Genomic DNA, 22,450 nt, shown 5'->3' on the forward strand with positions numbered 1-22,450 from the left:
GAGGGTGTGCCTTTCCCTAAGCTAACTGATCTTTCGTTTCTTTCGTTCTTACGAGAGTCGTACAGGTGAGCGATCGCAAATAGTAAGATGCTTCCGCGTTGGGCTTTACTTCGGGCTTTATCCTGTGAGATATGACGGGGAGAATTAAGGTGATTTTGTCTAGTCAGCAAAACGAGCAGAGCAGCCGGAATCCACTGGCCGCATTACTCAGACAAGCAAAATTTTTAAGTGTGGCGATCGCGCTGAGCTTGGCCGTTTTCCTCTGGGGGTGCGACGACCTGACTGCCGCCAATCTTCCAACACCACCGGAAACGGTTGCCTTTGAGCAAAGCTTAGCTCAGCACCTCCAGCAGACAGGAGCCAAAATGTATGGCGCTTACTGGTGCCCTCATTGTGCTGATCAAAAAGCTTTGTTTGGGCCTGCCGTGGCTACAGTGCCTTATGTAGAATGTGACCCAAAAGGCGAAAAACCCCAGCCAGACTTGTGTCAAGCCAAACAGATTGAAGGTTATCCTACCTGGGAGATTGGCGATCGTCTTTATTCGGGTACGCGATCGCTCTTAGAACTCGCTGCCTTATCAGGTTACAAAGCCCCATCTGTCAATAACCCAAGTGCAGAAGTCAGTTCTCAAACTTCCCCTTGAGATGAGCACCCTAAGTTAGAATGAAGCATACCTCTGCTGTCCTGGTTGAGCGCAATGACTAAATCTGAGCCACATCCAAATGAAATGTTGTCCTCACCAAGGACAAACCATCTAACCTTCGAGGATGTAGCTCATGGCGATCATTCCCACGCTGTGGATGGCGTAGCTGATCATCCTCATGTTCACAGTGAAGAATCACTACGGCGCATTGTCAACCGCCTTTCTCGCATTGAAGGTCATGTTCGTGGCATCAAAGTCATGGTGCAAGAGAGTCGTCCCTGCCCAGATGTATTGGTACAACTGGCCGCAGTTCGGGGAGCAGTAGACCGAGTGGCGCGGATGATTTTAGATGAGCATTTAACTCAGTGTGTTGCCCGTGCTGCTTTAGAAGGCAATATCGAAGTCGAAATTGAAGAGCTAAAAGCTGCCTTGGATCGCTTCTTGCCCTAGCTGTTGGCTTAATAGGTTCCAATCAGACCAATGCATAATCGGTCGGGCTTCCGTATGGCGGGAAGCTCTCTCGGCTTCAAGTTCTTCTTGAAGTACCTTTTGGTAGATCTCTGGGAGCGCCCCTGTCATTTGATTATCCTCGATGCCATAGCCCAAGCTCGTCCAAGTACCTGATAACAATTCTAAAACTGGGTTGATCTCACCCGCCCTTAATAAGGTTGGAATATCGACGCCCCAAGCTTGGGGATCTCGGAGCCAAGCATAAACTACCTCGTCTTGATACTGAGGCTCAAAGCTATAGGTTTCCCAAAACAGGAAGCGCGTGGAATTGGGGTGATATAAACGCGCTTTTTCTGCCCAGGTGGTCGTAAGAAATTGATAGCGACCTGCTGCCGTTGTGCAGTTGCCTTTGTTCGGTCCGTTGACGATCTTAATACAGAGATCGGGATGCCCTGTGAAGTCGGAAATGTGTTGCCCGCCATAGAGCACCGTATAAGGAGAGGCATCGTTCGACTCGCTGGCCGAAATAGTTCGCATCAAGGCCCGAACGTAGGGATCGCCTCCTGGCATGACTAAAGGTGGTAGCTCGCTAGTAATTTGAGACTGCTCTGGCAAAGGCGATCGCGTGGGCCAATGCGAGAGAGCTAGTAAGAGACCCACCAGCGCAAGGCAGCTACCAATAAACCTTTGTAAGGCTTTAGTTCTACGGTTTTGGCGTCTGCTTTGCCGAGTAGAGGCTAGAGCGGGACGACGAGTACGACGTGGCGATCGCCGAATAGTATTACTTTCGTTCAATTAAGCCACACTGGTAAACAGTTCCTCGACGGGTCTGGCTGGAGCCTTTGCCTCAGCAATCACTTCCACAATCTGGTTGTGGGCTGTCGGTTGAAATAGCGCTTCAACACAAACCTGAGCAACTTGAGCCCGGGGAATACTGCCGTCAAACAAAGTATCAGCCTGGCTCAGCATCACTGCATTAGTACCTTCTGCCTCGGTCAAACCGCCGGGTCGCACAATCGTATAAGTGAGACCGCTTTGTTGCAGATACTGCTCTGCCTGCTTTTTCCAAACTAAAATCAGGCCGAACAAGTTCAAGAAGTGGAAGAGCCGTGACACACAGAGGGAAGAAACAAAAACAAAATGCTCAATTCCGTGAGCTTTGGCTGCATTCACCAAATTTCGAGTGCCCTCGTAGTCCACTTTATAAGGACCTGTGACATCAAAACTGGGTCTGGCACCAGTAGCACAGAGCAAGACCGTGCTGTCTCCTAAAGCGGTGGTTAAGGTATCAGGTTTTAAGACATCTCCGACCACTAATTCCACTTCAGGCGGGAAGCTGTCCCGAACGGTTGCAAGATCGCGCACCAATGCCCGGACGGGAATGTTGCGCTTGAGTAGTTCTTCTACAATCCTGCGACCTGTTTTGCCTGTGGCTCCAGCTACAAACGCTTTCATTGCTGTTTCTACTTTCCTGTTAGTACGTAGATTTTCCAGCGACAGACTACCTCCATAGCGCGATCGCTTGAGGCAGACTGCTCAACGAACCTAGACGATTATAGTGGAACTTCTGCAGTCGCTTACCTTTCTATAGAATGAATTGATCCCCACGGTAAAATTGAACTTTTGGTTAGTAATTTGTGAGTAGTTTGTTTGGTAAAAGAGTCAGTTTGTTTTAGGTTGACTAGTCTGGAGTAGCGGTTGCTGGCTGATTGATCGAGATCTCACCCTAGCTGTGATGTCCTGCTTCATTAACTCAGCGTAAAGCTACTAGACTGAAAAAATACTTAATTTCACCCTAATCTGGCGCACAAATCCCGATTTCAATCCGTAACATTAAGCATGTTGAGCCGGAATAGCAGGAGCTATGCTGAGGAAACAATCATTCCGAGATTCACTCATCGCTTCCTCCGTCGAGATTGAGCCTGGAACAAAGTAGGGTTGGTTTTCCATCACTCTAAATTAAGTTCTATATAGAATGTGGGAAATCAATAGCCTGTTGAGAGTCCTAGAGTTGAGCGATGAGCAACTAGTGCAGGAACGTTTGCTATGCAGTCAAATTTCATTGAACATCAACCTGCTGATTCCGCTGAGGCAATTTTGCATCCAATGACAGGGTTTATCGAGCCGACTTATTTGAATTCAGAAGAAACCACTCAGGGCCAGACAGAGACAACTCAATTTCAGAGCCAGTTCATTGACTGCATGGAAATGTTTGCTGAGCGTGCCACCGTTGCCGAGTACATGGATTCTCATCACGGTTGGTTTCGTCGCTGTGCTCATCCTCTAAAAGTTGAAACGTTGGGTCAGAATGGTTACGCGCTCATTCTCGGTCCCTACGGTTCCTTCGGTTATCAGGTAGAGCCGAGAGTCGGCTTAGATTTGCTTCCTCAAGATCAAGGGGTTTACCGAATCAGAACGATCCCGGTGCCCGACTATGTTCCTCAAGGCTATGAAGTAGATTTTCAAGCTGCGTTGCAATTGATAGAAGTGCCAACAGAGCAAGTCGCTGAAATGGCGAAAATCAAGCGCTCAGCGATCGCCAATCTACCCCCAGTAATGACGCAAGTGGAGTGGCAGTTGGATTTGGTGGTGTCGCTACAATTTCCCAAATTTATCCACACCCTACCAAAAAACATGATTCAAAATACGGGCGATCGCTTGCTTTACCAAGTGGTCAAGCAGATCTCTCGTCGCCTCACTTATAAGGTGCAAGAAGATTTTCATAACGAGATTGGGGTTCCGTTTCCAAAACACTTCAAACGGAAATCGGCTTAATCCAAGACCTAATTCAAGCATGCAAAAGGGGCGCAAGTTGCGCCCCTTCTTTTTGGTTTAATGAGCCAAAATTCTGGCTAAGTTCCCAACTAAGTTGCCAAGTCTAGGTAGGATTTAAGATGCGCTGAACAATTTGCATTCCCGTAACGGCTTGCCAGCTAAAAAGTCCTAAGAGTACGAAGTTGATGGCAATGTGGGTGTAGCGAGCCCAGTCCTTGCCCTTCTGCATAAAAGGGGTGAGCGCCGCAGAAACTGCAATCATTCCAGTCATACCTAGCCCTGCTAAAAGGTGAGGTCCGACGAATAGTTTGCCGTTATTAATGTAGGTGACAGCCATACCACTTAGCGTTCCGATTACCATGACAGCCAACAACAGCGAACCAAATTGATGGTGGCGAATGTTGAACCGACCTTTGAGTAGTTCTTTTTTCTCGTCCCCTTCGGCTGTACGAGTCCGTTGCCATTGGAAGCCTAGATAGGTTGCGTAAAAGGCGATCGCTAACAAAACCCACATCATTACAGGATGTAGAAAGTTGAGCCAGAATTTTGTCGATTCGGGGATCTCGAAGCTCATAAGGTGCTCAGGGGGATCAATGATTGGCTAAGGAACTTCATAAAAGTTAGCATAATAGTCAACTCTCTATTGATAGAAAATCCACTACTTCACCAAATTAGATTTACGGGATAGTGTGGGCGGGCGAGCCCCAACCAGCAAAATTAAATGGGTGAACTATTACATTTCGCACGGGGTGATGTCAAAAAATGACCGCTGCTAACAATCTTGCATTTCTTCAGGCGGTTAGACGGGGTGATGTGGGTCAAGTACAGGCTTTACTGGCATCTGGTGCGAGTCCTGATGCTGAAGATAAAGATGGCACCACGGCTTTAATGTTTGCAGCTCAGAGCGGCTACACCGAAATTGTGCGGTTGCTCTTGGAGGCGGGAGCCGAGGTTGATGCTGTCAGAGTGACGTTTGGCATCACGGCCCTCATGCTAGCAGCAGCCAATAACCGAGTTGATAGCGTGCAAATTTTGTTGGCCCACGGGGCAGCGGTGAATGCTCGCAATGATGACGGTAGTACAGCGCTAATGGCAGCAGCGCTGAAAGGCCATATCCATACGGTGCAACTTTTGCTACAAGCGGGTGCAAAGCCAGATGTGCAGGACAAAGATGAGGACACGGCGCTTAATTTAGCTGTGGCTCAAGGGCATACAGCAGTTGTCCGCGCTTTGCTAGAAGTGGGGGCCAATCCCAACCAAACCAGTTATGGTGAAACTGCCCTGACTTTAGCGGCCAGCGAGAATCGGGTAGAAGTTGTCAGAGTGTTGGTTGAGCACGGAGCAGCGATAGACGGTCAAACCCCAGACGGTAGAACTGCTTTGATGCAAGCGGCAGAGCTAGGCTTTGGGGGTGCGGTGCAAGCGCTGTTAGCCAAAGGTGCTAATGTCAATGTTCCAGATGGGGAGGGAGAAACAGCCCTAACTTTGGCAGCGGACCAAGGGCATTTGCCAGTAGTGCAAACTTTGCTGGCGCAAGGTGCAGATGCGAATGCCAAGAACCGAGAAGGTGCTACCGCTTTAATGGCTGTGGCTGCTAGTGGAGAAATAGCGATCGCCACTGCTTTACTCAACGCAGACGCAGATATTAATGCCAAAGATCAAGAGTCCGAAACGGCATTGAATTTAGCCGTGGTTGAGGGTCACACCGCAATGGTGGAGTTGCTGCTGAGTCGCGGCGCAGATTGTCAAACCCGCAACCGTTTAGGCGATACACCCCTAATGGTGGCAGCGATTCACGGCTACTGTGAGATTGCGATCGCGCTGCTGCGTCATGGCGCAGATGCAGCGACGAGAAACTTTGGTGAGACTGCTCTTAGTATTGCCACGATGCGAGGTCGTACGCCAGTGGTACAAGCCTTGCTAGCTTACGGGGCCGATGCTAATACCCAAGGCGATGACGGCAAAACGCCTTTAATGAAAGCTTGCGATCGCGATTACATCGATATTATGCAGGAGTTGCTGCAACAGAGAGCGGATGTCAATCTGCAAGACCAGGCGGGAGCTACAGCGCTAATGTGGGCAGCGCACCGAGGGCGAGTTGAGGCAGTTCAGATGCTACTTAAGGCGGGAGCTGATGTCAACTTGAAGAATCGAGGTGGCTATACGGCGTTAATGCTGGCTGAATTTAATGGGTTTGATCAGGTAGCGCGATTGCTGAAACAAGCGGGAGCAGAGTGAAGAACCTAACCCCTAACTCCTTCCCTGACAGGGAAGGGGAAATAGAGGCAGCCTTAGAGGTGGGTGCTTAATGGAGGAAGTGGCGCACGCCTGTCAGTACCATGATGAGACCTAGCTCGTTGGCTGCTTGAATTGAGTCTTGGTCGCGCATGCTGCCACCCGGTTGAGCGATCGCCACAATGCCAGCCGCCGCAGCGGTTCGCACCGAGTCATCGAAGGGGAAGAAACCGTCACTGGCTAGGGTAGCTCCTTGCACTTTTTCGCCTGCTTGCTCTAAGGCGATTTTGACGGAACCAACGCGGTTCATTTGGCCTGCCCCCACTCCTAATGTGGTGCGATCGCGTGTCACCACAATTGCATTGGACTTGACATGCTTACAGACCTTCCAGGCAAACAGCAATTCTTCTAGCTGCTCATCGGTGGGTTTGCGTTCTGTCACCACTTGCCATTGGGCAGGATCTTCAACCGCATCATCGGATGCTTGCACCAGGAAGCCTCCGGCGATCGCTTTGACATTATCTTTGGCACCGCTCCGCAGGTCAGGCAAGGTCAAAACCCGAACTTTCGATTTAGCTCCCAGAATTTCTTGAGCTTCAGCATCGCAACCTGGAGCAACCACACATTCCAAGAAGGTTTTGGTGAGTTCAGTCGCCGTTGCCGCATCAATTAGGCGGTTGAGAGCCACGATGCCACCAAACGCCGAAGTGGAATCGGCATTGAAGGCTTTCTGGTACGCTTCCACTAGGCTATTGCCTAAGGCAGTACCACAAGGATTGTTGTGTTTAATGATGGTGGCGGCAGCAGGACTTTGGGGATCACTAAATTCAGCAATAATCCGCCGTGCCGCTTCGAGGTCCACCAAGTTGTTGTAGCTCAGCTCTTTGCCTTGGAGCTTAGTCGCTGCGGCCCATCCAGTTGCTGTGGCTCCACTTTGGTACCAAGCCGCAGGTTGGTGCGGGTTCTCGCCATAACGTAGCGGTTGCAATTGCTGACCAGAGAGAGAGAATTGCTTGGGCAACTCGGTTGACTCACCTTGAACGGAACTGACTTGACCTAGATAAGTGGCGATCGCTTGGTCATAGGCAGCCGTATGTTGGAAAGTCTGTAAGGCGCAAGCCCGACGGAATTCTAGAGACGCTGCGCCGTTGTTTTGCCGTAACTCTTGCAAATAAGTATTGTATTGAGTGGGATCGCACAGTACGGTCAGGTGAGCGTGGTTTTTTGCCGAGGCTCGCAACATCGCTGGCCCACCAATATCGATCTGCTCAATCGCTTCGGCTAAAGTTACGCCTGGTTTAACAATCGTTTGCTCGAAGGGGTAGAGATTCACCACAACTAGATCGATGGGGCGAATCTGGTGCGCTTCCAAATCCGCTAAATCTTGGGGCACATCTCGCCGGGCCAAAATGCCGCCATGAATCCGAGGCTGCAAGGTCTTGACGCGACCTCCCAAAATTTCGGGAAACCCCGTATAATCAGACACTTTAGTTACAGGTAGCCCAGCGTCTTTTAGTGCTTGGGCGGTGCCACCACTGCTGATCAGGTCAAACTCAAATTCTTCGACTAAGCTGCGAGCGAGGTCAATGAGACCTGTTTTATCCGATGTACTCAGCAGTGCTAGACGCGCCATGACGCCGAAATCTCCCCTAGTGCACAAACAGTCAGAAAACTTGCCTTACTCAGGATAAATGGAATTTGCACCGATGCGAAATTATGATTATCCAGGCAGCGATCGCTATTTGTCGCAATTCTGAAAGGAGTCACTTTGAGTCTACAGGCTATCTCAATTCCACCCGCAACAGGTCAAGCTCCCGAAGGACTAATCGTGGTCTTACATGGTTGGGGTGCAAATGCTCAAGATGTAGCATCGTTACTGCCCCTGCTGAGTTTGTCGAATTGTCAATTTCTCTGCCCAGACGGGCCGTTGCCTCATCCTTACAACCCACCTTCTGGGCGCATGTGGTACAGCTTTGGTCAGACGCCAACCTTCCCCGTTGCCGACGGAACAGGTCTAGAAGAAAGCCGCCAACTGCTCACCGATTGGCTCCAATCTCTAGAAGGGCAGACAGGAGTGCCACTATCGAGAACGGTTCTGGCTGGTTTCTCCCAAGGCGGCGCGATGACGTTGGATGTGGGTCTCAACTTATCGTTGGCAGGTTTGGTTTCTTTGAGCGGTTACTGGCATCAATCATCCCAACCCAAAAGCGACGCCTTTCCACCTGTGTTTATGGCGCATGGTCTGCAAGATAACGTTGTGCCTCTCAGTGCAGCGCGAGATGCGAGGGATCGACTGTTGGCGTTAGGGGTGTCAGTGCAGTATCAAGAATTTCAGATGGGGCACGATGTTCGGCCAGAAGTGTTGCAGCTCATGCGGACGTTTGTGCTTCAAGTACTGTCACAGAATCGTGCAAAAACTTCTTATAAAGTTTGACGGGTATACTGACTGAACTCAGTAGTATAGAGGGGTACTTGGATCAAGCTATCCACTACATGCTGGTGCTGCTGACGGGAGGTGCGGGCGATGACTACGTTGAGTATTTCGAGCCGACAGATTGAAGCGTTGACTGAGTCTGATGTTGCGGATTTAGCCACACGTCTAGAGCAGGATAGCTATACCAATCCGTTTGATGGATTGAATGATTGGCATCTCCTCCGGGCGATCGCCTTTCAACGTCCTGAACTGATTGAGCCTTATATGCACCTACTAGACTTAGAAGCCTACGACGAAGCCTAGAGTTGTGATTTAGCTAAAATCAAACCTCACCCCGCCTCCGGCACCCCTCTCCTGCTAGGGGAGGGGATGGGGGAGGGGTCAATTCCAGTCAATCAATTCATGCTTCAAGGTAAACGAGTTTTAATCGGCATCAGTGGGGGCATTGCTGCCTACAAAATTTGTGAGGTAGTTTCCAACCTCGCCAAAGCAGGTGCCGAAGTCAGAGTGATTCTGACGCAGTCGGCGCAGGCATTTGTTACTCCCCTGACTTTTGCTACGCTGTCTCGTCATCCTGCTTATACCGATCAAGATTTTTGGCAGTCAGTCCACGGTCGTCCCCTCCATATAGAGTTAGGGGAATGGGCTGAAGTATTGTTGTTGGCTCCCCTCACCGCCAACACTCTAGCCAAGTTGGTCTACGGTTTAGCAGACAACTTAATGACGAGCACGGTTCTGGCTTCTACCTGCCCCGTCCTACTAGCTCCAGCGATGAACACAGATATGTGGGAGCAGCAGGCAGTACAACGAAACTGGCAGCAACTTCAAGCTGACTCGCGCTATCACACCGTTGGGCCAGGGGCAGGCATCTTAGCTTGCGATCGCGTTGGGGCAGGTCGGATGGCAGAACCAGAAGAAATCTTGCCGCACTTGCTTTCCTTGTTGCACACGCGAGGCCAACGAGATTTAGCTGGCAGGCAAATTTTAATTAGTGCCGGGGGGACTCGTGAGCATCTCGACCCGGTGCGCTTTATTGGCAATCCTTCTACAGGCAAGATGGGCTTAGCTCTGGCGCAAGCAGCTTTGCATCGAGGTGCTGCTGTGACGCTTGTACATGCTCCTCTAATTGGCGTAGGGGCGAATGGCTGTTCGCTCTTAAAAGGAGTGCGATCGCTGCCTGTAATCAGTGCCGAAGAAATGCGCCAAGCGTTGTTAGAGTGCTTACCCAATGCTGATTGGATTGTCATGTCAGCAGCGGTAGCCGATGTTAAACCTGCTGAATACCACGCCGAAAAACTGCCAAAGCGATCGCTTCCTACTACCCTACCGTTGGCTTCGGTGCCTGATATTGCTGCCGAAATTGGTACGCTCAAGCAACCCCACCAGCGTTTGATCGGTTTTGCAGCCCAGACAGGGGATATTGTCACCCCTGCCTTAGATAAACTGCGGCGAAAGAAACTAGATGCGATCGCAGCCAATCCAGTCGATCAACCCGATAGCGGCTTTGGCACGGATACCAATCAAGCAGTTCTGCTTGATGCTCACGGTCGTCAAGTTCCTGTGCCTCAGTGCAGCAAGCTGGAAATGGCTCACCGTTTGTTTGACTTTGTGCAAACCCTACCGTCTGGTTAATAGGACTCTAGGTAACGATCAACACTTTGGCTTGAGTACTAGGTTGTTCTCAAATTTGGATTATCATCTCTTCTGGTTTAGTGATATCTGGCAGAGATACAAGCCCGTATGAAAAAAACTAGTTTGGTCGGTTTATTGCTGTTGTTACTTCCCCTTGCCGCTTGCTCACCACGACCTAACTCAACGACATCAGCACCAAATGCGAGTGGTCAGGTGCAACCATTGGTAGCGGGAGCCATTCCAGACCAAGATCCAGAGAAGTTGCAGCGCTTATATGGCAAGTTGGCAGACTACTTAACCAGAGAGTTAGGGGTGCCAGTCCAGTACAAACCTGTGACCGACTACACCGCTGCTGTGACTGCTTTTAAGGTTGGCGATTTAGACTTGGTTTGGTTTGGTGGCTTGACAGGGGTACAAGCTCGTTTGCAAGTACCAGGTGCAGAAGCGATCGCCCAACGGGATATTGATGAGAAGTTTCACAGCGTCTTTATTGCTAACAAGTCTAGCGGTCTCACTCCCATTCAAGACCTGAAGAGCTTGACAGCCTTGAAGGGGCGCACATTTACCTTTGGTAGCGAGTCTTCAACTTCGGGCCGTCTCATGCCGCAGTATTTTCTCCAACAAGCAGGCATGAGTCTGAACGACTTCAAGGGCCAACCTGGGTTTTCTAGTTCTCACGATGCCACGATCAAGTTAGTAGAAGCGGGAACTTACGACGCTGGCGTGCTGAATCAGCAAGTTTGGCGCGATCGCGTCAAGGCTGGGGAAGTCAATCTAGACAAGGTTGTGGTGTTGTGGCAAACGCCTGCTTATTATGACTATCACTGGGTAGTCAATCCCCAAGTCAAGCAGCGCTACAGTGAGGACTTTCCGCAGAAGTTACAAGCAGCTTTACTAAAGCTAGACCCCAAGGTGCCAGAGCAAAAGGAAATTCTAGATTTGTTCGGGGCGCAGAAGTTTATCCCCACTCAGAATGGTAACTACGCCAAAATTGAAGCCGTAGGTCGCGAGATTGGCAAGATTAAATGAGTGCGGCTGGCCCGATTTTGGAGTTGAAACAGGTTGGTCAATGGTTTGGCTCGTTCCCCGCCTTGGCCGAGATTAACTTGCAAATTCAAGCGGGAGAACGGGTAGCTTTGGTTGGCCCTAGTGGGGCGGGAAAAAGTACATTAATCAGCTTGCTCAATGGCACCTTGTTTCCTACCCAAGGAGAGGTTTGGGCCATTGGTCGCAATTTGTCGATGCTTTCCCCTCGGACGTTGCGACGAGTACAGCAACAGATTGGTACTATCTACCAGCGGTTCCACCTGGTCGATAATCTACGAGTGGTGCATAACGTCAACGCGGGGCACTTGGGGCGCTGGTCTTGGTTCAAGTCAGCCCTTTCCCTCCTTTGGCCTCTGGAAGTGGAAGTTGCAGCCAAAGCCCTAACTCAAGTGGGCATCCCCGAAAAGCTTTACGATCGCACCGATCAACTTTCGGGCGGGCAACAACAACGGGTCGCTTTAGCGCGAGTATTGGTGCAAAATCCGACGGTGATTTTGGCAGATGAACCGATTGCTAGCCTCGACCCAGAGCGCAGTCGAGAAATCATGGATCTGTTGCGTAACCTAAGTCAAAGCACAGGCAAGACCTTAGTGATGAGCTTGCACTCCATTGAACTGGCACAAAGCCACTGCGATCGCATCATTGGCTTAAGGCAAGGACAAATCCTCTTTGATGTGCCTTCGACTGCGATCTCACCTGAAATGATTGCAGCGCTCTACCGAATTGATCACGAATATTAGATTTGCTGTGTGGCCGACTCGCGATCGCTCCTCTTCTAAAATCTCTACCAACCTACCTCCTCGCCCTTCACTGCTGAATCAACGAACCCTGTGGGGTGTTGTTTGTTTAGTCGCGATCGCTTGGTCTGTACAACAAACTGGCATTTTTAGCCGTAGCCTCTTCAATCCAGGGGGTTGGAGCTTAGTCGGGCGCTTTCTCGAAGCTAGTCTGCACCCCGATTTCAGCCCGGATTTTCTTTGGCTCACTTCGCACTCCACGCTCACAACGTTCGCCTACGCTGTATGCGGAACTAGTCTTAGTGTTTCAATCGGTGTAATTGGCAGTGTCCTAGCCTCGGAAGTTTGGTGGCAATCCGTTTTCCCAAGCAAACGTCAGACGGCTAGGTTCTATTTCTGGCGCAAAAAGTTCCAACGCTGGTCATTTCCCAATCGCGATCGTTGGCCTTGGCTCAGTATTAGAGCGGTGTTGTCGGTGCCACGTGCGATTCATGAAATTATCTGGGGATTGTTTTTCGTCAACATTTTCGGGTTAGACCCACTCACAGCCGTATTGGCGATCGCCCTTCCCTTCGGCGCAATTACAGCCAAAGTCTTCTCCGAAATTCTGGATGAAACTCCTCGCCAGCCTTTGCTAGCACTGCTAAATAGCGGCGTGTCACCACTGCAAGCATTGACTTATGGCTTAATTCCTCAAGCTTTTCCCAATCTACTCTCTTACACGTTCTACCGATTTGAATGCTCAATTCGTTCGGCGGCTGTCCTAGGAATCATTGGAGCTGGTGGCTTAGGCTATCAAATCTTACTGAGTCTGCAATCTCTACGCTACGAGCAGATGTGGACGCTGTTCTTGGCGCTATTTCTTCTCAACGGCTCCGTTGACTTTTGGAGCGCTCTCTTGCGTCATCGCCTGGGTTTACCGAATCGGCTGGATCTCAATACTCTCAATTTGACTCAGTGCCCCTCTCTGTTTTATCAGCGCGATCCGGTGGTGATTGGTTCTTGGCTGGGGGTGGTGCTATTGCTCCCGTTTTCGTTCTGGTATGTCCAAGCAGATGTCAGCAAGCTTTGGCAACCTCGGACTCTACAGCTCTTGAGCGAAGTATTTCAAACTGCTTGGTCGCCTCATTTAACTGGCATTTCCAGCAGTCAACTTTGGGAATTAGCGACGCAAACCCTGGCGATGTCAATCTTGGCAATGGCGATCGCTGGAGTCGGTGGTGTCCTACTTTCCTTTCCTGCCGCCCACAACTTTTTTTTGCCAGGTGGCCTACTGAACCCAACGAAAACTAATCAAGCTGCCAAATTCTGGAGTACAGCGGGTTTATTACTCACTCGCTTCTGGTTGCTTGTCAGTCGAGCCATTCCAGCCCCCATTTGGGCTTTGATGTGGCTATTCATCTTGTTTCCTGGCATTCTTCCAGGTGCGATCGCTCTTGGCTTGCATAACTTAGGTATCTTAGGTCGCTTGATGGCTGAAGTGAACGAAAATTTAGATGAGCGGCCCTTAAAAGCCCTCAAAGCTCAAGGTGCACCAGGAGCCCAAGTCTTTCTATATGGCGTCTTGCCTCCCACATTTCCCCGCTTCATCGCTTACATCCTTTACCGTTGGGAAGTGTGTATTCGAGAAACCGTGATTGTGGGGTTAGTCGGTGCGGGCGGCCTCGGTCGATTACTGACAGAACAACTCAGCAGCTTTGACTATCCAGGATTACTAGTCACGTTGAGTTGCTTTATTGGTTTAACATTCGTAGTGGATCTCATTAGCACGACTCTTCGCAAAGCCCTGCGATAGCTTGATTTTGACTATTAAAGAGTCTTCGTCCTGATGCGGCTTTGCAGGCCAAGCTTAATAAACTGAATCGTTAGATGAACTAATTTTGCAAATTGACTAGACAAGTTCAAACAAATTGTCTAAGATGTTTTACTGTCGCCAAAAAACCGGGCTAACAAATTCTCCCCAGAATTTCAGCAAAGTAAAAGCTTTGTTGCCTTTGTCCCAGAGTTGATAACTCAGGCAAAGAGAAATGCTTCTGGGTCCGTTAATTGAGAGTTAAGGTCAGGCTGAGATTGAGTGAACCAAAGCGTGTTAGCATTGGCTTCCGATCAATAGCTTGGCTTGTGCCCTAAGGATACTGAGCGGTTTTGCTTAAGTCCCGGCGAAAGTAGGCAGCGTCAAACCATATTGGTTTGGCATTCATCGAAAAAGCTAGCCTCAAGTATTGCAGGACTTCCAAGAGAAAGATTCTGGTGATTCAGGTCTTACTCTTGGCTGGTCTCTGACAAGGTTCATCGGAGTTATGAATCATTTTTTGGTTCAGCTCCTTTGTAGTGTGTACAAAAGGGAGACCAGTTGCTGTGTCTGTGGGTATTCTCGGCACCAAACTTGGCATGACTCAGATCTTCGACGAAACAGGGAAAGCAATTCCTGTGACTGTCGTTCAAGCGGGTCCATGCGCTATTACGCAGATTAAAACAGCATCAACCGATGGCTACTCTGCCATTCAGGTTGGCTTTGGCGAAACAAGCCAAAAGGCGCTGAATAAACCTGAACTAGGCCACCTGGCCAAATCAAATGCTACGCCGCTACGCCATCTACAGGAATATCGGCTAGATAATACCAGCGAGTTTGAGCTAGGTCAGCAAATCAAAGCAGACATCTTTTCTGCTGGTCAAATCATCGATGTCATCGGTACTAGTATCGGTCGCGGCTTCGCTGGTTATCAAAAACGTCATAATTTCGCTCGTGGTCCTATGGCCCACGGTTCTAAAAACCACCGTGCCCCGGGTTCGACGGGAGCTGGTACTACGCCAGGACGCGTTTATCCAGGAAAGCGGATGGCTGGTCGTTTGGGTGGCTCGCAAGTCACGATTCGTAAATTGACAGTGGTTCGCGTAGATGCTGAGCGCAATCTATTGCTGATCAAAGGGGCGGTTCCTGGTAAGCCGGGTGCGTTGCTGAGCATCGTTCCTGCTAAACAAGTAGGTCGTTCAAAGTAAAAGCTCTGTAGGCGTTATGCTGGCTGATCTTGGCTCGCAGGCCATCGCAGACAAGAGGCTACAGGACAGGGATTAAAGAGAGATATGGTTAACTGTGTAGTTCGAGACTGGGAAGGAAAGGAAGTCGGAGAGGCTCCCCTAGACCTCCGCGTTGCAAAAGAAGGGACGGCTTCTCACGTTGTTCACCGAGCATTGGTTCGTCAATTGGCGAATGCTCGTCAAGGAACTGCGAGTACCAAGACCCGTGCAGAAGTGAGTGGAGGGGGTCGTAAGCCCTGGCGGCAGAAGGGTACAGGACGTGCCCGTGCTGGTTCCAATCGTTCTCCCCTGTGGCGGGGTGGTGGTGTCATCTTTGGCCCGAAGCCAAGAGATTACACGATCAAGATGAACCGGAAAGAGCGTCGTTTAGCTTTGAGAACTGCTCTGCAAAGTCGGTTCGAAGATTTGGTGGTTGTGCAGGATTTTGCTGATCAACTGCCTCGGCCGAAAACCAAAGAATTGGTATCCGCGATCGCTCGTTGGGGAATTGAGCCAACAGCTAAAATCCTGTTGATCATGCCTGAGCGTGCCGAAACTGTTTACCTCTCAGCTCGCAACATCCCTAACCTGAGACTCATCTCTGCGTCCAATTTGAATGTCTTCGACATCCTTGCTGCGGATCAGATTTTGACCACAGCATCTGCTCTTACGAAAATCCAGGAGGTCTACGGTGACTAAGGCTAATCCTCGCTCTTTAGCAGATTTGATTCGCCGCCCTCTGGTGACTGAGAAAGCAACTCGATTGCTAGAAGACAACAAATACACCTTTGAAGTTGCTCCTCAAGCAACTAAGCCACAAATCAAGGCGGCGATCGAGGAACTATTTGAAGTTAAAGTCGTGGGTGTCAACACTCAAAGACCTCCCCTCAAGCAGCGTCGAGTTGGTAAGTTTATGGGTCATCGCCCCCAGTACAAGCGGGCGGTCGTAACTTTGGCAGCAGGAGATTCTATTACTCTGTTCCCTGAAGTTTAGGGTTTTCCCTTGTACTGTCGGTAGGGGCGTATTTTGATATGCCCGTACTAGCAACATTGTTGAATGGTCTACTAGTGCAACCAAGAGTTTGAGTTATGGGCATCCGTTCTTATCGGCCATATACCCCTGGAACTCGTCAGCGTACCGTCTCAGACTTCGATGAGATTACACGTAGCGAGCCAGAAAAGTCTTTAACAATTTCAGTTCACCGCGCCAAAGGTCGGAATAACCGGGGTGTAATTACCACTCGCCATCGGGGTGGTGGTCACAAACGCCTCTACCGTATCATCGACTTTCGTCGTGACAAGCGCAGCATTCCAGCGCGGGTTGTATCGATTGAGTACGATCCCAACCGTAATGCTCGCATCACCCTGTTGCATTACCGTGATGGTGAGAAGCGTTATATTCTCCATCCTTTAGGTCTTAAGGTCGGCACCCTAGTGGTCGCTGGTCCTGACTCACCCATTGAGATTGGTAATGCTCTACCCCTGAGCAATATTCCTCTAGGTACCGGCGTACATAACGTTGAATTGGTGCCAGGAAAAGGTGGGCAAATTGTCCGGGCTGCTGGAGCTATCGCTCAGGTGGTTGCTAAAGAAGGAGCTTATGTCACGCTGAAGCTGCCCTCTGGTGAAGTTCGCCTGATTCGCCGCGAGTGCTATGCCACGATTGGTCAGGTCGGTAATACCGAAGCTAGAAATATCAGCTTGGGTAAAGCAGGCCGCAAGCGCCACTTGGGCCGTAGACCCGAGGTTCGGGGCAGCGTTATGAACCCAGTGGACCACCCCCACGGTGGTGGTGAGGGCCGCGCTCCTATCGGTAGAAGCGGGCCTGTCACTCCTTGGGGTAAGCCAGCTCTAGGCTACAAGACTCGTAAGAAGCGGAAACTGAGCGATGCCTTGATCGTCCGTCGCCGTCGTAAGTCTTCCAAGCGGGGTCGTGGCGGTCGGGAGTCCTAAATCTCTTGGCTTCTGATGTAGGCCCTTAAATAGGGTCTGCATTGACTCTTGATTAGAACGATTTGTAATCACCGATAGGTTGACTGAGCTATGTCTCGTTCCTTAAAAAAAGGCCCTTTTGTCGCTGACCACTTAATGAGCAAGATTGAAGCGTTGAATGCTAGAGGCGAAAAGCAAGTCATTAAGACTTGGTCTAGAGCTTCCACCATTCTGCCGCAGATGATTGGTCATACGGTGGCGGTTCATAATGGTCGTCAACATGTTCCTGTATATTTGACCGAGCAAATGGTGGGTCACAAACTAGGAGAATTTGCTCCGACTCGCACATTTCGTGGTCACTCTAAGAGTGACAAGAAGGCTCGTCGGTAATAAAGATGTGAGGGTTTAGCCGTTTGCTTCAGCCTGTGAGTTGGAGATTGTAAACCCATTTTGCAGGCTGCTAGCCAGAGGGATAGAAGGGTAAATTTATGGCTGTTGATACTACTGAAGTAAAAGCGATCGCACGCTACATCCGCATGTCCCCCCACAAGGTTCGGCGGGTTCTAGACCAAATCCGGGGTCGGTCTTATCGAGAAGCGCTGATTATTCTGGAATTTATGCCCTATCGGGCTTGTGAGCCTGTACTTAAAGTTTTACGCTCTGCTGTGGCCAATGCTGAGCATAACGCTGGACTTGATCCAGCCACCTTGGTGGTTAGCCAAGCCTTTGCTGACCAAGGTGCTACCTTAAAGCGCTTTAGACCTCGGGCTCAAGGTCGCGCCTATCAAATTCGTAAACCTACCTGCCACATTACTGTAGCGGTTGCGCCTCAAGGGGATGCATAGATAGGACGCTTCTTGGTATCTCTATCCCCTTAACTTAGCTAGCCCTTTACTGCTTTTATCGAGGACGTATTCGTGGGACAGAAAATTCATCCAGTTGGTTTTCGTTTGGGTACAACCCAAGAACACCGCTCCCGCTGGTTCGCTGAACCTAGTCGCTATCCAGAGCTTTTGCAGGAAGACTACAAAATCCGTCAGTTTGTTCAGAAAAACCTGAGCAATGCTGGTATCTCTGAAATTAGAGTTGAACGCAAAGCTGATCAAATCGATCTAGAAATTCGTACCGCTCGCCCTGGCGTAGTCGTGGGACGCGGTGGTACAGGAATCGAATCTCTACGCGCTGGACTGCAAGCTGAATTGGGCAGCAGCGATCGCCAAATCCGCATTAACGTCGTAGAAGTTGCTCGGGTGGATGCAGACGCAGCCTTGATTGCTGAATACATTGGTCAGCAACTAGAGCGCCGAGTTTCCTTCCGTCGAGTGGTACGTCAAGCGATTCAAAGAGCCCAACGAGCCGGGATCGAGGGCATCAGAATCCAAGTGAGTGGTCGCTTGAACGGAGCAGAAATCGCTCGACCAGAATGGACTCGTGAAGGTAGAGTCCCCCTTCATACTTTGCGTGCTGATATTGATTACTCCTATCGCACTGCTCAGACCATTTATGGTGTTTTAGGAATCAAAGTTTGGGTGTTCAAGGGTGAGATTATTCCTGGTCAGGAAGAACCAGCACCCGCAGGCAATACTCAGCCTCGTCGTCGCCAGCAACGCCGCCGTCAGCAATTTGAAGACCGCTCTAACGAAGGTTGATTTGCGAAGTCTGAGTATAGACACAGGATTGCTAAACATCAGCTTTGAGTGATCGCCTACAGATTGGAATCGAACTATGTTAAGTCCAAGAAGAACTAAGTTTAGAAAGCAACAGCGCGGTCGGATGCGCGGTTTGGCGACTAAAGGGAGTGCGCTGAATTTCGGTGATTTTGGGTTGCAGGCACTAGAGCCAGCCTGGATTACTTCCCGCCAAATTGAGGCTAGCCGTCGAGCTATGACTCGCTACATTCGTCGGGGCGGCAAAATCTGGATTCGAATTTTCCCAGACAAGCCTGTAACGATGCGTCCTGCTGAAACCCGGATGGGTTCTGGTAAAGGAAATCCTGAGTTTTGGGTGGCAGTCGTCAAACCCGGTCGCATCATGTTTGAAATTGGTGGGGTAACTGAAGAGACCGCTCGTGAGGCAATGCGTTTAGCTGCCTTCAAACTACCCATCAAAACTAAAGTAGTTGTCCGTCAAGTAGAAGCGGCAGTAGAAGCAGAAGCGCCTGCTGAGGAGTCGTAGAACATGTCTCTTCCCAAGATTGATGAGGTGAAAAACCTCAGTGATGAAGAACTTAACGAAAGAATTTTGGCTGTAAAGCGTCAGTTGTTTGAATTGCGAATGCAGAAAGCAACTCGACAGTTAGAAAAGTCACATCAGTTTAAGCATGCTCGGCACCAGCTGGCTCAACTCATGACAGTGGAAAGAGCGCGCCAGATAGCTGCATCCTCAACCACGCAGTCAGCTACAGAACAGGAGTAGGCGATCATGGCAGTTAAAGAAAGAGTTGGCTTGGTTGTCAGCGACAAAATGGACAAGACAGTAGTTGTGGCGGTAGAGAACAGAGCGCCTCACCCCAAGTACGGCAAAATCATGGTACGCACCAAGCGTTACAAAGCCCATGATGAAGAAAATAAGTGTCATGTGGGCGATCGCGTCCGCATTCGTGAAACTCGACCTCTCAGCCGCACCAAGCGCTGGATTGTCAGTGACATCCTTAACAGTGCTTCACAAGTCTAGAACCAGGGAGACCAGACGTGATTCAACAAGAGTCTTACCTCAATGTGGCTGACAATAGCGGTGCGCGCAAACTGATGTGTATCCGCGTTTTAGGGGGAAACCGCCGTTACGGTGGTGTTGGCGATGTCATTATTGCTGTCGTTAAGGATGCAATTCCTAACATGGCAGTCAAAAAGTCTGATGTGGTCCGCGCTGTGATCGTTCGTACTAAGAAAGGCTTGAGACGTGATAGCGGCATGAGCATTCGCTTTGATGATAATGCTGCTGTCATCATCAACGCCGATGGCAACCCCAGGGGAACTCGCGTATTTGGCCCTGTAGCCCGTGAATTACGCGACAAAAACTTCACCAAAATTGTTTCTCTGGCTCCGGAGGTGCTGTAATGGCAGGCAAAAATCAAGCAACGACGCCAGTTCGTCACAGAATGCATGTGAAGAAAGGCGACACAGTTCAAATCATTGCTGGCAAAGACAAAGGGACGATCGGTGAGGTCTTGAAGACCTATCCTAAGCTCAGCAAAGTAGTGGTTCAAGGGGTTAACGTTAAGACCAAACACGTTAAACCTCAGCAAGAAGGCGAATCAGGCCGCATTGTGACGACTGAAGCGCCAGTTCACAGCTCCAACGTCATGCTGTATTCGACCAAGCAAAAAGTGGCTAGCCGCATTTGCTACACCTTTGACGACAGTGGTCGCAAGGTGCGGATGCTCAAGAAAACTGGCGAGATTATTGACTAGACAAAGTCAAATCTTAATTCCAGGTAAATCACTAGGCTTCATTTCCCTGACAAAGCCCAGGGTAAAAGGACGAAATTATGGCGGGAAAGCTAAAAACAACTTATCAAGAACAAATCGTACCGAAGCTGATGGATCAGTTTGGCTACACCAACATCCATCAAGTGCCAAAACTGGTCAAAGTGACCATCAACCGTGGTCTGGGAGAAGCTTCTCAGAACGCAAAAGCTCTTGAGGCTTCTGTGAATGAAGTCGCAGTCATCACAGGTCAAAAGCCCGTTGTGACTAGAGCTAAGAAGGCGATCGCTGGCTTCAAGATCCGTCAAGGAATGCCTGTCGGTGTCATGGTCACCCTGCGGGGCGATCGCATGTATTCCTTCCTAGAGCGACTAATCAACTTGTCGCTGCCCCGAATTCGTGACTTTCGTGGTATCAGTCCCAAAAGCTTTGATGGCCGTGGTAACTACACTTTGGGTGTGCGAGAGCAACTCATTTTTCCAGAAATTAGTTACGACAGCATCGACCAAATCCGTGGGATGGACATCTCAATCATTACAACTGCAAACAATGACGAGGAGGGCCGCGCCTTACTGAAAGAGATGGGTATGCCCTTTCGGGAGTAATTAAGGCAGACGGTTTCATAAAGAGGGAACTATGGCGGCTAACGACACAATTGCAGACATGCTGACGCGTATTCGTAATGCAAATCTAGCGCGGCATCAGACTACAGAAGTACCAGCAACTAGAATGACTCAAAGTATTGCCAGAGTCCTCAAAGACGAAGGTTTTATCTCTGACTTTGAGGAAGTTGGTGACGGGGTGAAGCGACATTTAGTCATTGCCCTGAAATATAAAGGAAAAAATCGTCGACCTATTATTACAAACTTAAGACGGGTTAGTAAGCCAGGTTTACGTGTTTACTCCAATCGCAGAGAACTACCGCGTGTATTAGGCGGCATTGGCATTGCGATCATTTCTACTTCAAGCGGCATTATGACGGATCGTGAGGCACGTCGTAGTGGTGTTGGCGGTGAAGTGCTTTGCTATGTTTGGTAAGCCAATTTACCAAGCAGAATCTTGTCGAGATGCACAGGAAATCCTAGGTCCTGTTCATCTACATCAACCAGGAGTATTCAGTCATGTCTCGCATTGGTAAGCGTCCCATTAGTATTCCTCAGAAAGTGACTGTCACAATTGAGGGGCAGCAGGTTGCGGTTAAAGGACCTAAAGGTGAACTTTCTAGGATTCTACCGAATGAAGTAATTGTAGAGCAGGAAGGTGAAACCCTGCTGGTGAAGCGCCGGGATGAATCTCGTGCCGCTCGCCAACGGCATGGTTTGTGCCGCACCTTAGTTTCCAACATGGTAGAAGGTGTTTCTCAAGGATTCCAGCGTCGCCTAGAAATCCAAGGAGTTGGTTACCGAGCCCAAGTTCAAGGGCGTAATTTAGTACTGAGTGTCGGTTATAGTCACCCAGTACAAATTGAACCCCCTGAAGGTGTGCAGATGGCCGTCGAAAATAACACCAACGTCCTTGTTAGTGGCATCGACAAAGAAATCGTTGGCAACATCGCAGCACGCATTCGAGCTGTTCGTCCACCAGAACCCTACAAGGGCAAAGGTATTCGCTACGCAGGTGAGTTCGTCAGACGCAAGGCTGGCAAAGCAGGGAAGAAGTAGATATGAAACTTAGTCGTAAAGAATCAACCCGTCGTCGGCATCGTCGGATTCGGCGGGATGTAGTGGGTACAGCAGAACGTCCTCGGCTATCCGTTTTTCGCTCACATCAACATATCTATGCTCAGGTTATTGATGATACTAAGCAACGTACCTTAGCATCTGCTTCAACCTTGGAATCAGACTTAAAGTCAAAGTCAGCGTCTGGCTCTACCTGTGATGCCTCGGTTGAAGTCGGTAGGTTAATTGCTCAGCGATCGCTGGAGCAAGGTATTAAGCAGGTTGTCTTTGATCGAGGTGGCAATCTCTACCACGGTCGGGTTAAAGCTCTGGCAGATGCAGCTCGTGAAGGTGGGCTAGATTTCTAGGCATCCTGTCATTGTCACTGCTCTTTAGAGTTCAGCAAGAGTTTGCTGAGTTACGAGCAAAAAGCTCAGAATTAGATATCGCTTCAGGTTATCAAA

30 protein-coding genes are annotated in these 22,450 nt (G+C 49.8%); 26 read left to right on the forward strand and 4 right to left on the reverse strand.

Annotated features, from left to right (window positions below):
• Positions 1 to 131 precede the first annotated feature (131 nt).
• Both H6F72_RS02295 and H6F72_RS02300 read left to right on the forward strand, forming a co-directional pair.
• Positions 132 to 644 (forward strand): hypothetical protein, encoded by a 513-nt coding sequence (locus tag H6F72_RS02295; protein ID WP_190431436.1) that lies wholly within the window; start codon positions 132 to 134, stop codon positions 642 to 644.
• Between the two features lie 54 nt (positions 645 to 698).
• On the forward strand, positions 699 to 1,094 hold the full coding sequence (locus H6F72_RS02300) for a metal-sensitive transcriptional regulator (protein ID WP_242016733.1): 396 nt from the start codon (positions 699 to 701) through the stop codon (positions 1,092 to 1,094).
• Here H6F72_RS02300 and H6F72_RS02305 read toward each other — a convergent pair.
• Both H6F72_RS02305 and H6F72_RS02310 read right to left on the reverse strand, forming a co-directional pair.
• Positions 1,062 to 1,889, reverse strand: a complete 828-nt coding sequence (locus H6F72_RS02305; protein WP_348252007.1) for a glycoside hydrolase family protein — start codon at positions 1,887 to 1,889, stop codon at positions 1,062 to 1,064. The two genes, H6F72_RS02300 and H6F72_RS02305, sit on opposite strands and share 33 nt — an antisense overlap.
• On the reverse strand, positions 1,890 to 2,549 hold the full coding sequence (locus tag H6F72_RS02310; protein ID WP_190431438.1) for an SDR family oxidoreductase: 660 nt from the start codon (positions 2,547 to 2,549) through the stop codon (positions 1,890 to 1,892). It lies immediately after the preceding gene.
• Between the two features lie 591 nt (positions 2,550 to 3,140).
• Here H6F72_RS02310 and H6F72_RS02315 point away from each other — a divergent pair.
• On the forward strand, positions 3,141 to 3,869 hold the full coding sequence (locus tag H6F72_RS02315; protein ID WP_190431440.1) for a DUF1997 domain-containing protein: 729 nt from the start codon (positions 3,141 to 3,143) through the stop codon (positions 3,867 to 3,869).
• A gap of 103 nt (positions 3,870 to 3,972) precedes the next feature.
• On the opposite strand, the gene H6F72_RS02320 is transcribed toward H6F72_RS02315, so the two are convergent.
• Entirely contained in the window at positions 3,973 to 4,443 is a 471-nt protein-coding gene (locus H6F72_RS02320) for a DUF4079 domain-containing protein (protein WP_190431441.1), read from the reverse strand.
• A gap of 188 nt (positions 4,444 to 4,631) precedes the next feature.
• Between H6F72_RS02320 and H6F72_RS02325 the strand changes: the two genes are divergently transcribed.
• Positions 4,632 to 6,107, forward strand: a complete 1,476-nt coding sequence (locus H6F72_RS02325; protein WP_190431443.1) for an ankyrin repeat domain-containing protein — start codon at positions 4,632 to 4,634, stop codon at positions 6,105 to 6,107.
• 67 nt (positions 6,108 to 6,174) lie between these two features.
• Here H6F72_RS02325 and purH read toward each other — a convergent pair whose 3' ends face one another.
• On the reverse strand, positions 6,175 to 7,737 hold the full coding sequence (gene purH / locus H6F72_RS02330; RefSeq protein ID WP_190431445.1) for a bifunctional phosphoribosylaminoimidazolecarboxamide formyltransferase/IMP cyclohydrolase: 1,563 nt from the start codon (positions 7,735 to 7,737) through the stop codon (positions 6,175 to 6,177).
• Positions 7,738 to 7,872: 135 nt separating this feature from the next.
• On the opposite strand from purH, the gene H6F72_RS02335 reads away from it, so the two are divergent.
• The 22 genes from H6F72_RS02335 (at position 7,873) to rplR (ending at position 22,354) form a co-directional block, all read left to right on the forward strand.
• A complete protein-coding gene (locus H6F72_RS02335) occupies positions 7,873 to 8,538 on the forward strand; it encodes an alpha/beta hydrolase (RefSeq protein ID WP_190431447.1) in 666 nt (221 codons plus the stop codon).
• Between the two features lie 90 nt (positions 8,539 to 8,628).
• Positions 8,629 to 8,841, forward strand: a complete 213-nt coding sequence (locus H6F72_RS02340; protein ID WP_190431449.1) for a DUF2555 domain-containing protein — start codon at positions 8,629 to 8,631, stop codon at positions 8,839 to 8,841.
• Positions 8,842 to 8,940: 99 nt separating this feature from the next.
• On the forward strand, positions 8,941 to 10,170 hold the full coding sequence (gene coaBC / locus H6F72_RS02345) for a bifunctional phosphopantothenoylcysteine decarboxylase/phosphopantothenate--cysteine ligase CoaBC (RefSeq protein ID WP_190431451.1): 1,230 nt from the start codon (positions 8,941 to 8,943) through the stop codon (positions 10,168 to 10,170).
• 108 nt (positions 10,171 to 10,278) lie between these two features.
• Positions 10,279 to 11,199 (forward strand): putative selenate ABC transporter substrate-binding protein, encoded by a 921-nt coding sequence (locus H6F72_RS02350; protein ID WP_190431453.1) that lies wholly within the window; start codon positions 10,279 to 10,281, stop codon positions 11,197 to 11,199.
• Positions 11,196 to 11,957 carry a phosphonate ABC transporter ATP-binding protein gene (locus H6F72_RS02355; RefSeq protein WP_190431456.1) on the forward strand — a complete coding sequence of 254 codons (762 nt, stop codon included), beginning with the start codon at positions 11,196 to 11,198 and terminating at the stop codon, positions 11,955 to 11,957. Before H6F72_RS02350 ends, H6F72_RS02355 begins: the two co-directional genes overlap by 4 nt.
• A complete protein-coding gene (locus H6F72_RS02360; RefSeq protein ID WP_242016734.1) occupies positions 11,923 to 13,749 on the forward strand; it encodes an ABC transporter permease in 1,827 nt (608 codons plus the stop codon). Before H6F72_RS02355 ends, H6F72_RS02360 begins: the two co-directional genes overlap by 35 nt.
• Before the next feature lie 563 nt (positions 13,750 to 14,312).
• The gene (rplC, locus tag H6F72_RS02365; protein ID WP_190431458.1) at positions 14,313 to 14,954 is read left to right on the forward strand and encodes a 50S ribosomal protein L3; all 642 of its coding nucleotides are present in this window, start codon (positions 14,313 to 14,315) and stop codon (positions 14,952 to 14,954) included.
• Between the two features lie 84 nt (positions 14,955 to 15,038).
• Positions 15,039 to 15,671: a 50S ribosomal protein L4 gene (gene rplD / locus H6F72_RS02370; protein WP_190431460.1), complete on the forward strand. Its 633-nt coding sequence runs from the start codon at positions 15,039 to 15,041 to the stop codon at positions 15,669 to 15,671.
• Positions 15,664 to 15,966: a 50S ribosomal protein L23 gene (locus tag H6F72_RS02375; RefSeq protein ID WP_190431462.1), complete on the forward strand. Its 303-nt coding sequence runs from the start codon at positions 15,664 to 15,666 to the stop codon at positions 15,964 to 15,966. The genes rplD and H6F72_RS02375 overlap by 8 nt, the downstream gene beginning before the upstream one ends.
• A gap of 95 nt (positions 15,967 to 16,061) precedes the next feature.
• Positions 16,062 to 16,925: a 50S ribosomal protein L2 gene (gene rplB, locus H6F72_RS02380; RefSeq protein WP_190431464.1), complete on the forward strand. Its 864-nt coding sequence runs from the start codon at positions 16,062 to 16,064 to the stop codon at positions 16,923 to 16,925.
• 90 nt (positions 16,926 to 17,015) lie between these two features.
• A complete protein-coding gene (gene rpsS, locus H6F72_RS02385; protein ID WP_190431466.1) occupies positions 17,016 to 17,294 on the forward strand; it encodes a 30S ribosomal protein S19 in 279 nt (92 codons plus the stop codon).
• 98 nt (positions 17,295 to 17,392) lie between these two features.
• Positions 17,393 to 17,749 (forward strand): 50S ribosomal protein L22, encoded by a 357-nt coding sequence (gene rplV / locus H6F72_RS02390; RefSeq protein WP_190431468.1) that lies wholly within the window; start codon positions 17,393 to 17,395, stop codon positions 17,747 to 17,749.
• Between the two features lie 72 nt (positions 17,750 to 17,821).
• Positions 17,822 to 18,553, forward strand: a complete 732-nt coding sequence (gene rpsC / locus H6F72_RS02395) for a 30S ribosomal protein S3 (protein WP_190431470.1) — start codon at positions 17,822 to 17,824, stop codon at positions 18,551 to 18,553.
• A 76-nt stretch (positions 18,554 to 18,629) separates the two neighbouring features.
• Complete coding sequence (gene rplP, locus H6F72_RS02400) at positions 18,630 to 19,079, forward strand: 50S ribosomal protein L16 (RefSeq protein WP_190431472.1); 450 nt, start codon at positions 18,630 to 18,632, stop codon at positions 19,077 to 19,079.
• A gap of 3 nt (positions 19,080 to 19,082) precedes the next feature.
• Positions 19,083 to 19,319, forward strand: coding sequence for a 50S ribosomal protein L29 (gene rpmC, locus H6F72_RS02405; protein ID WP_190431474.1), 237 nt, complete (start codon positions 19,083 to 19,085; stop codon positions 19,317 to 19,319).
• A 6-nt stretch (positions 19,320 to 19,325) separates the two neighbouring features.
• On the forward strand, positions 19,326 to 19,577 hold the full coding sequence (gene rpsQ / locus H6F72_RS02410; RefSeq protein ID WP_190431477.1) for a 30S ribosomal protein S17: 252 nt from the start codon (positions 19,326 to 19,328) through the stop codon (positions 19,575 to 19,577).
• Between the two features lie 17 nt (positions 19,578 to 19,594).
• Positions 19,595 to 19,960 carry a 50S ribosomal protein L14 gene (gene rplN, locus H6F72_RS02415; protein WP_190431479.1) on the forward strand — a complete coding sequence of 122 codons (366 nt, stop codon included), beginning with the start codon at positions 19,595 to 19,597 and terminating at the stop codon, positions 19,958 to 19,960.
• Complete coding sequence (gene rplX / locus H6F72_RS02420) at positions 19,960 to 20,313, forward strand: 50S ribosomal protein L24 (RefSeq protein WP_199296068.1); 354 nt, start codon at positions 19,960 to 19,962, stop codon at positions 20,311 to 20,313. Before rplN ends, rplX begins: the two co-directional genes overlap by 1 nt.
• A gap of 77 nt (positions 20,314 to 20,390) precedes the next feature.
• Positions 20,391 to 20,933: a 50S ribosomal protein L5 gene (rplE, locus tag H6F72_RS02425; protein WP_190431481.1), complete on the forward strand. Its 543-nt coding sequence runs from the start codon at positions 20,391 to 20,393 to the stop codon at positions 20,931 to 20,933.
• A 31-nt stretch (positions 20,934 to 20,964) separates the two neighbouring features.
• Positions 20,965 to 21,366 carry a 30S ribosomal protein S8 gene (rpsH, locus tag H6F72_RS02430; RefSeq protein WP_190431483.1) on the forward strand — a complete coding sequence of 134 codons (402 nt, stop codon included), beginning with the start codon at positions 20,965 to 20,967 and terminating at the stop codon, positions 21,364 to 21,366.
• An 83-nt stretch (positions 21,367 to 21,449) separates the two neighbouring features.
• The gene (rplF, locus tag H6F72_RS02435; RefSeq protein ID WP_190431485.1) at positions 21,450 to 21,989 is read left to right on the forward strand and encodes a 50S ribosomal protein L6; all 540 of its coding nucleotides are present in this window, start codon (positions 21,450 to 21,452) and stop codon (positions 21,987 to 21,989) included.
• 2 nt (positions 21,990 to 21,991) lie between these two features.
• Positions 21,992 to 22,354, forward strand: a complete 363-nt coding sequence (rplR, locus tag H6F72_RS02440; RefSeq protein WP_190431487.1) for a 50S ribosomal protein L18 — start codon at positions 21,992 to 21,994, stop codon at positions 22,352 to 22,354.
• Positions 22,355 to 22,450: the final 96 nt, after the last annotated feature.

Origin of the sequence: Trichocoleus sp. FACHB-46 (assembly GCF_014695385.1) — a bacterium.
In the GTDB taxonomy this organism is placed as follows: Bacteria; Cyanobacteriota; Cyanobacteriia; order FACHB-46; family FACHB-46; genus Trichocoleus.

What these genes read in the sequence shown, in the direction of transcription:
- purH (WP_190431445.1), bottom strand. Translation starts at nt 7,737, where the DNA reads ATGGCGCGTCTAGCACTGCTGAGTACATCGGATAAAACAGGTCTCATT.
- H6F72_RS02310 (WP_190431438.1), bottom strand. Translation starts at nt 2,549, where the DNA reads ATGAAAGCGTTTGTAGCTGGAGCCACAGGCAAAACAGGTCGCAGGATT.
- rplP (WP_190431472.1), top strand. Translation starts at nt 18,630, where the DNA reads ATGTTAAGTCCAAGAAGAACTAAGTTTAGAAAGCAACAGCGCGGTCGG.
- rpsS (WP_190431466.1), top strand. Translation starts at nt 17,016, where the DNA reads ATGTCTCGTTCCTTAAAAAAAGGCCCTTTTGTCGCTGACCACTTAATG.
- rplR (WP_190431487.1), top strand. Translation starts at nt 21,992, where the DNA reads ATGAAACTTAGTCGTAAAGAATCAACCCGTCGTCGGCATCGTCGGATT.
- H6F72_RS02300 (WP_242016733.1), top strand. Translation starts at nt 699, where the DNA reads ATGACTAAATCTGAGCCACATCCAAATGAAATGTTGTCCTCACCAAGG.
- rplD (WP_190431460.1), top strand. Translation starts at nt 15,039, where the DNA reads ATGGTTAACTGTGTAGTTCGAGACTGGGAAGGAAAGGAAGTCGGAGAG.
- rplX (WP_199296068.1), top strand. Translation starts at nt 19,960, where the DNA reads ATGGCAGGCAAAAATCAAGCAACGACGCCAGTTCGTCACAGAATGCAT.
- H6F72_RS02325 (WP_190431443.1), top strand. Translation starts at nt 4,632, where the DNA reads ATGACCGCTGCTAACAATCTTGCATTTCTTCAGGCGGTTAGACGGGGT.
- H6F72_RS02295 (WP_190431436.1), top strand. Translation starts at nt 132, where the DNA reads ATGACGGGGAGAATTAAGGTGATTTTGTCTAGTCAGCAAAACGAGCAG.
- rpmC (WP_190431474.1), top strand. Translation starts at nt 19,083, where the DNA reads ATGTCTCTTCCCAAGATTGATGAGGTGAAAAACCTCAGTGATGAAGAA.
- H6F72_RS02340 (WP_190431449.1), top strand. Translation starts at nt 8,629, where the DNA reads ATGACTACGTTGAGTATTTCGAGCCGACAGATTGAAGCGTTGACTGAG.
- H6F72_RS02320 (WP_190431441.1), bottom strand. Translation starts at nt 4,443, where the DNA reads ATGAGCTTCGAGATCCCCGAATCGACAAAATTCTGGCTCAACTTTCTA.
- coaBC (WP_190431451.1), top strand. Translation starts at nt 8,941, where the DNA reads ATGCTTCAAGGTAAACGAGTTTTAATCGGCATCAGTGGGGGCATTGCT.
- rplB (WP_190431464.1), top strand. Translation starts at nt 16,062, where the DNA reads ATGGGCATCCGTTCTTATCGGCCATATACCCCTGGAACTCGTCAGCGT.
- H6F72_RS02355 (WP_190431456.1), top strand. Translation starts at nt 11,196, where the DNA reads ATGAGTGCGGCTGGCCCGATTTTGGAGTTGAAACAGGTTGGTCAATGG.
- rplE (WP_190431481.1), top strand. Translation starts at nt 20,391, where the DNA reads ATGGCGGGAAAGCTAAAAACAACTTATCAAGAACAAATCGTACCGAAG.
- rpsH (WP_190431483.1), top strand. Translation starts at nt 20,965, where the DNA reads ATGGCGGCTAACGACACAATTGCAGACATGCTGACGCGTATTCGTAAT.
- rplF (WP_190431485.1), top strand. Translation starts at nt 21,450, where the DNA reads ATGTCTCGCATTGGTAAGCGTCCCATTAGTATTCCTCAGAAAGTGACT.
- rplV (WP_190431468.1), top strand. Translation starts at nt 17,393, where the DNA reads ATGGCTGTTGATACTACTGAAGTAAAAGCGATCGCACGCTACATCCGC.
- rpsQ (WP_190431477.1), top strand. Translation starts at nt 19,326, where the DNA reads ATGGCAGTTAAAGAAAGAGTTGGCTTGGTTGTCAGCGACAAAATGGAC.
- H6F72_RS02350 (WP_190431453.1), top strand. Translation starts at nt 10,279, where the DNA reads ATGAAAAAAACTAGTTTGGTCGGTTTATTGCTGTTGTTACTTCCCCTT.
- H6F72_RS02315 (WP_190431440.1), top strand. Translation starts at nt 3,141, where the DNA reads ATGCAGTCAAATTTCATTGAACATCAACCTGCTGATTCCGCTGAGGCA.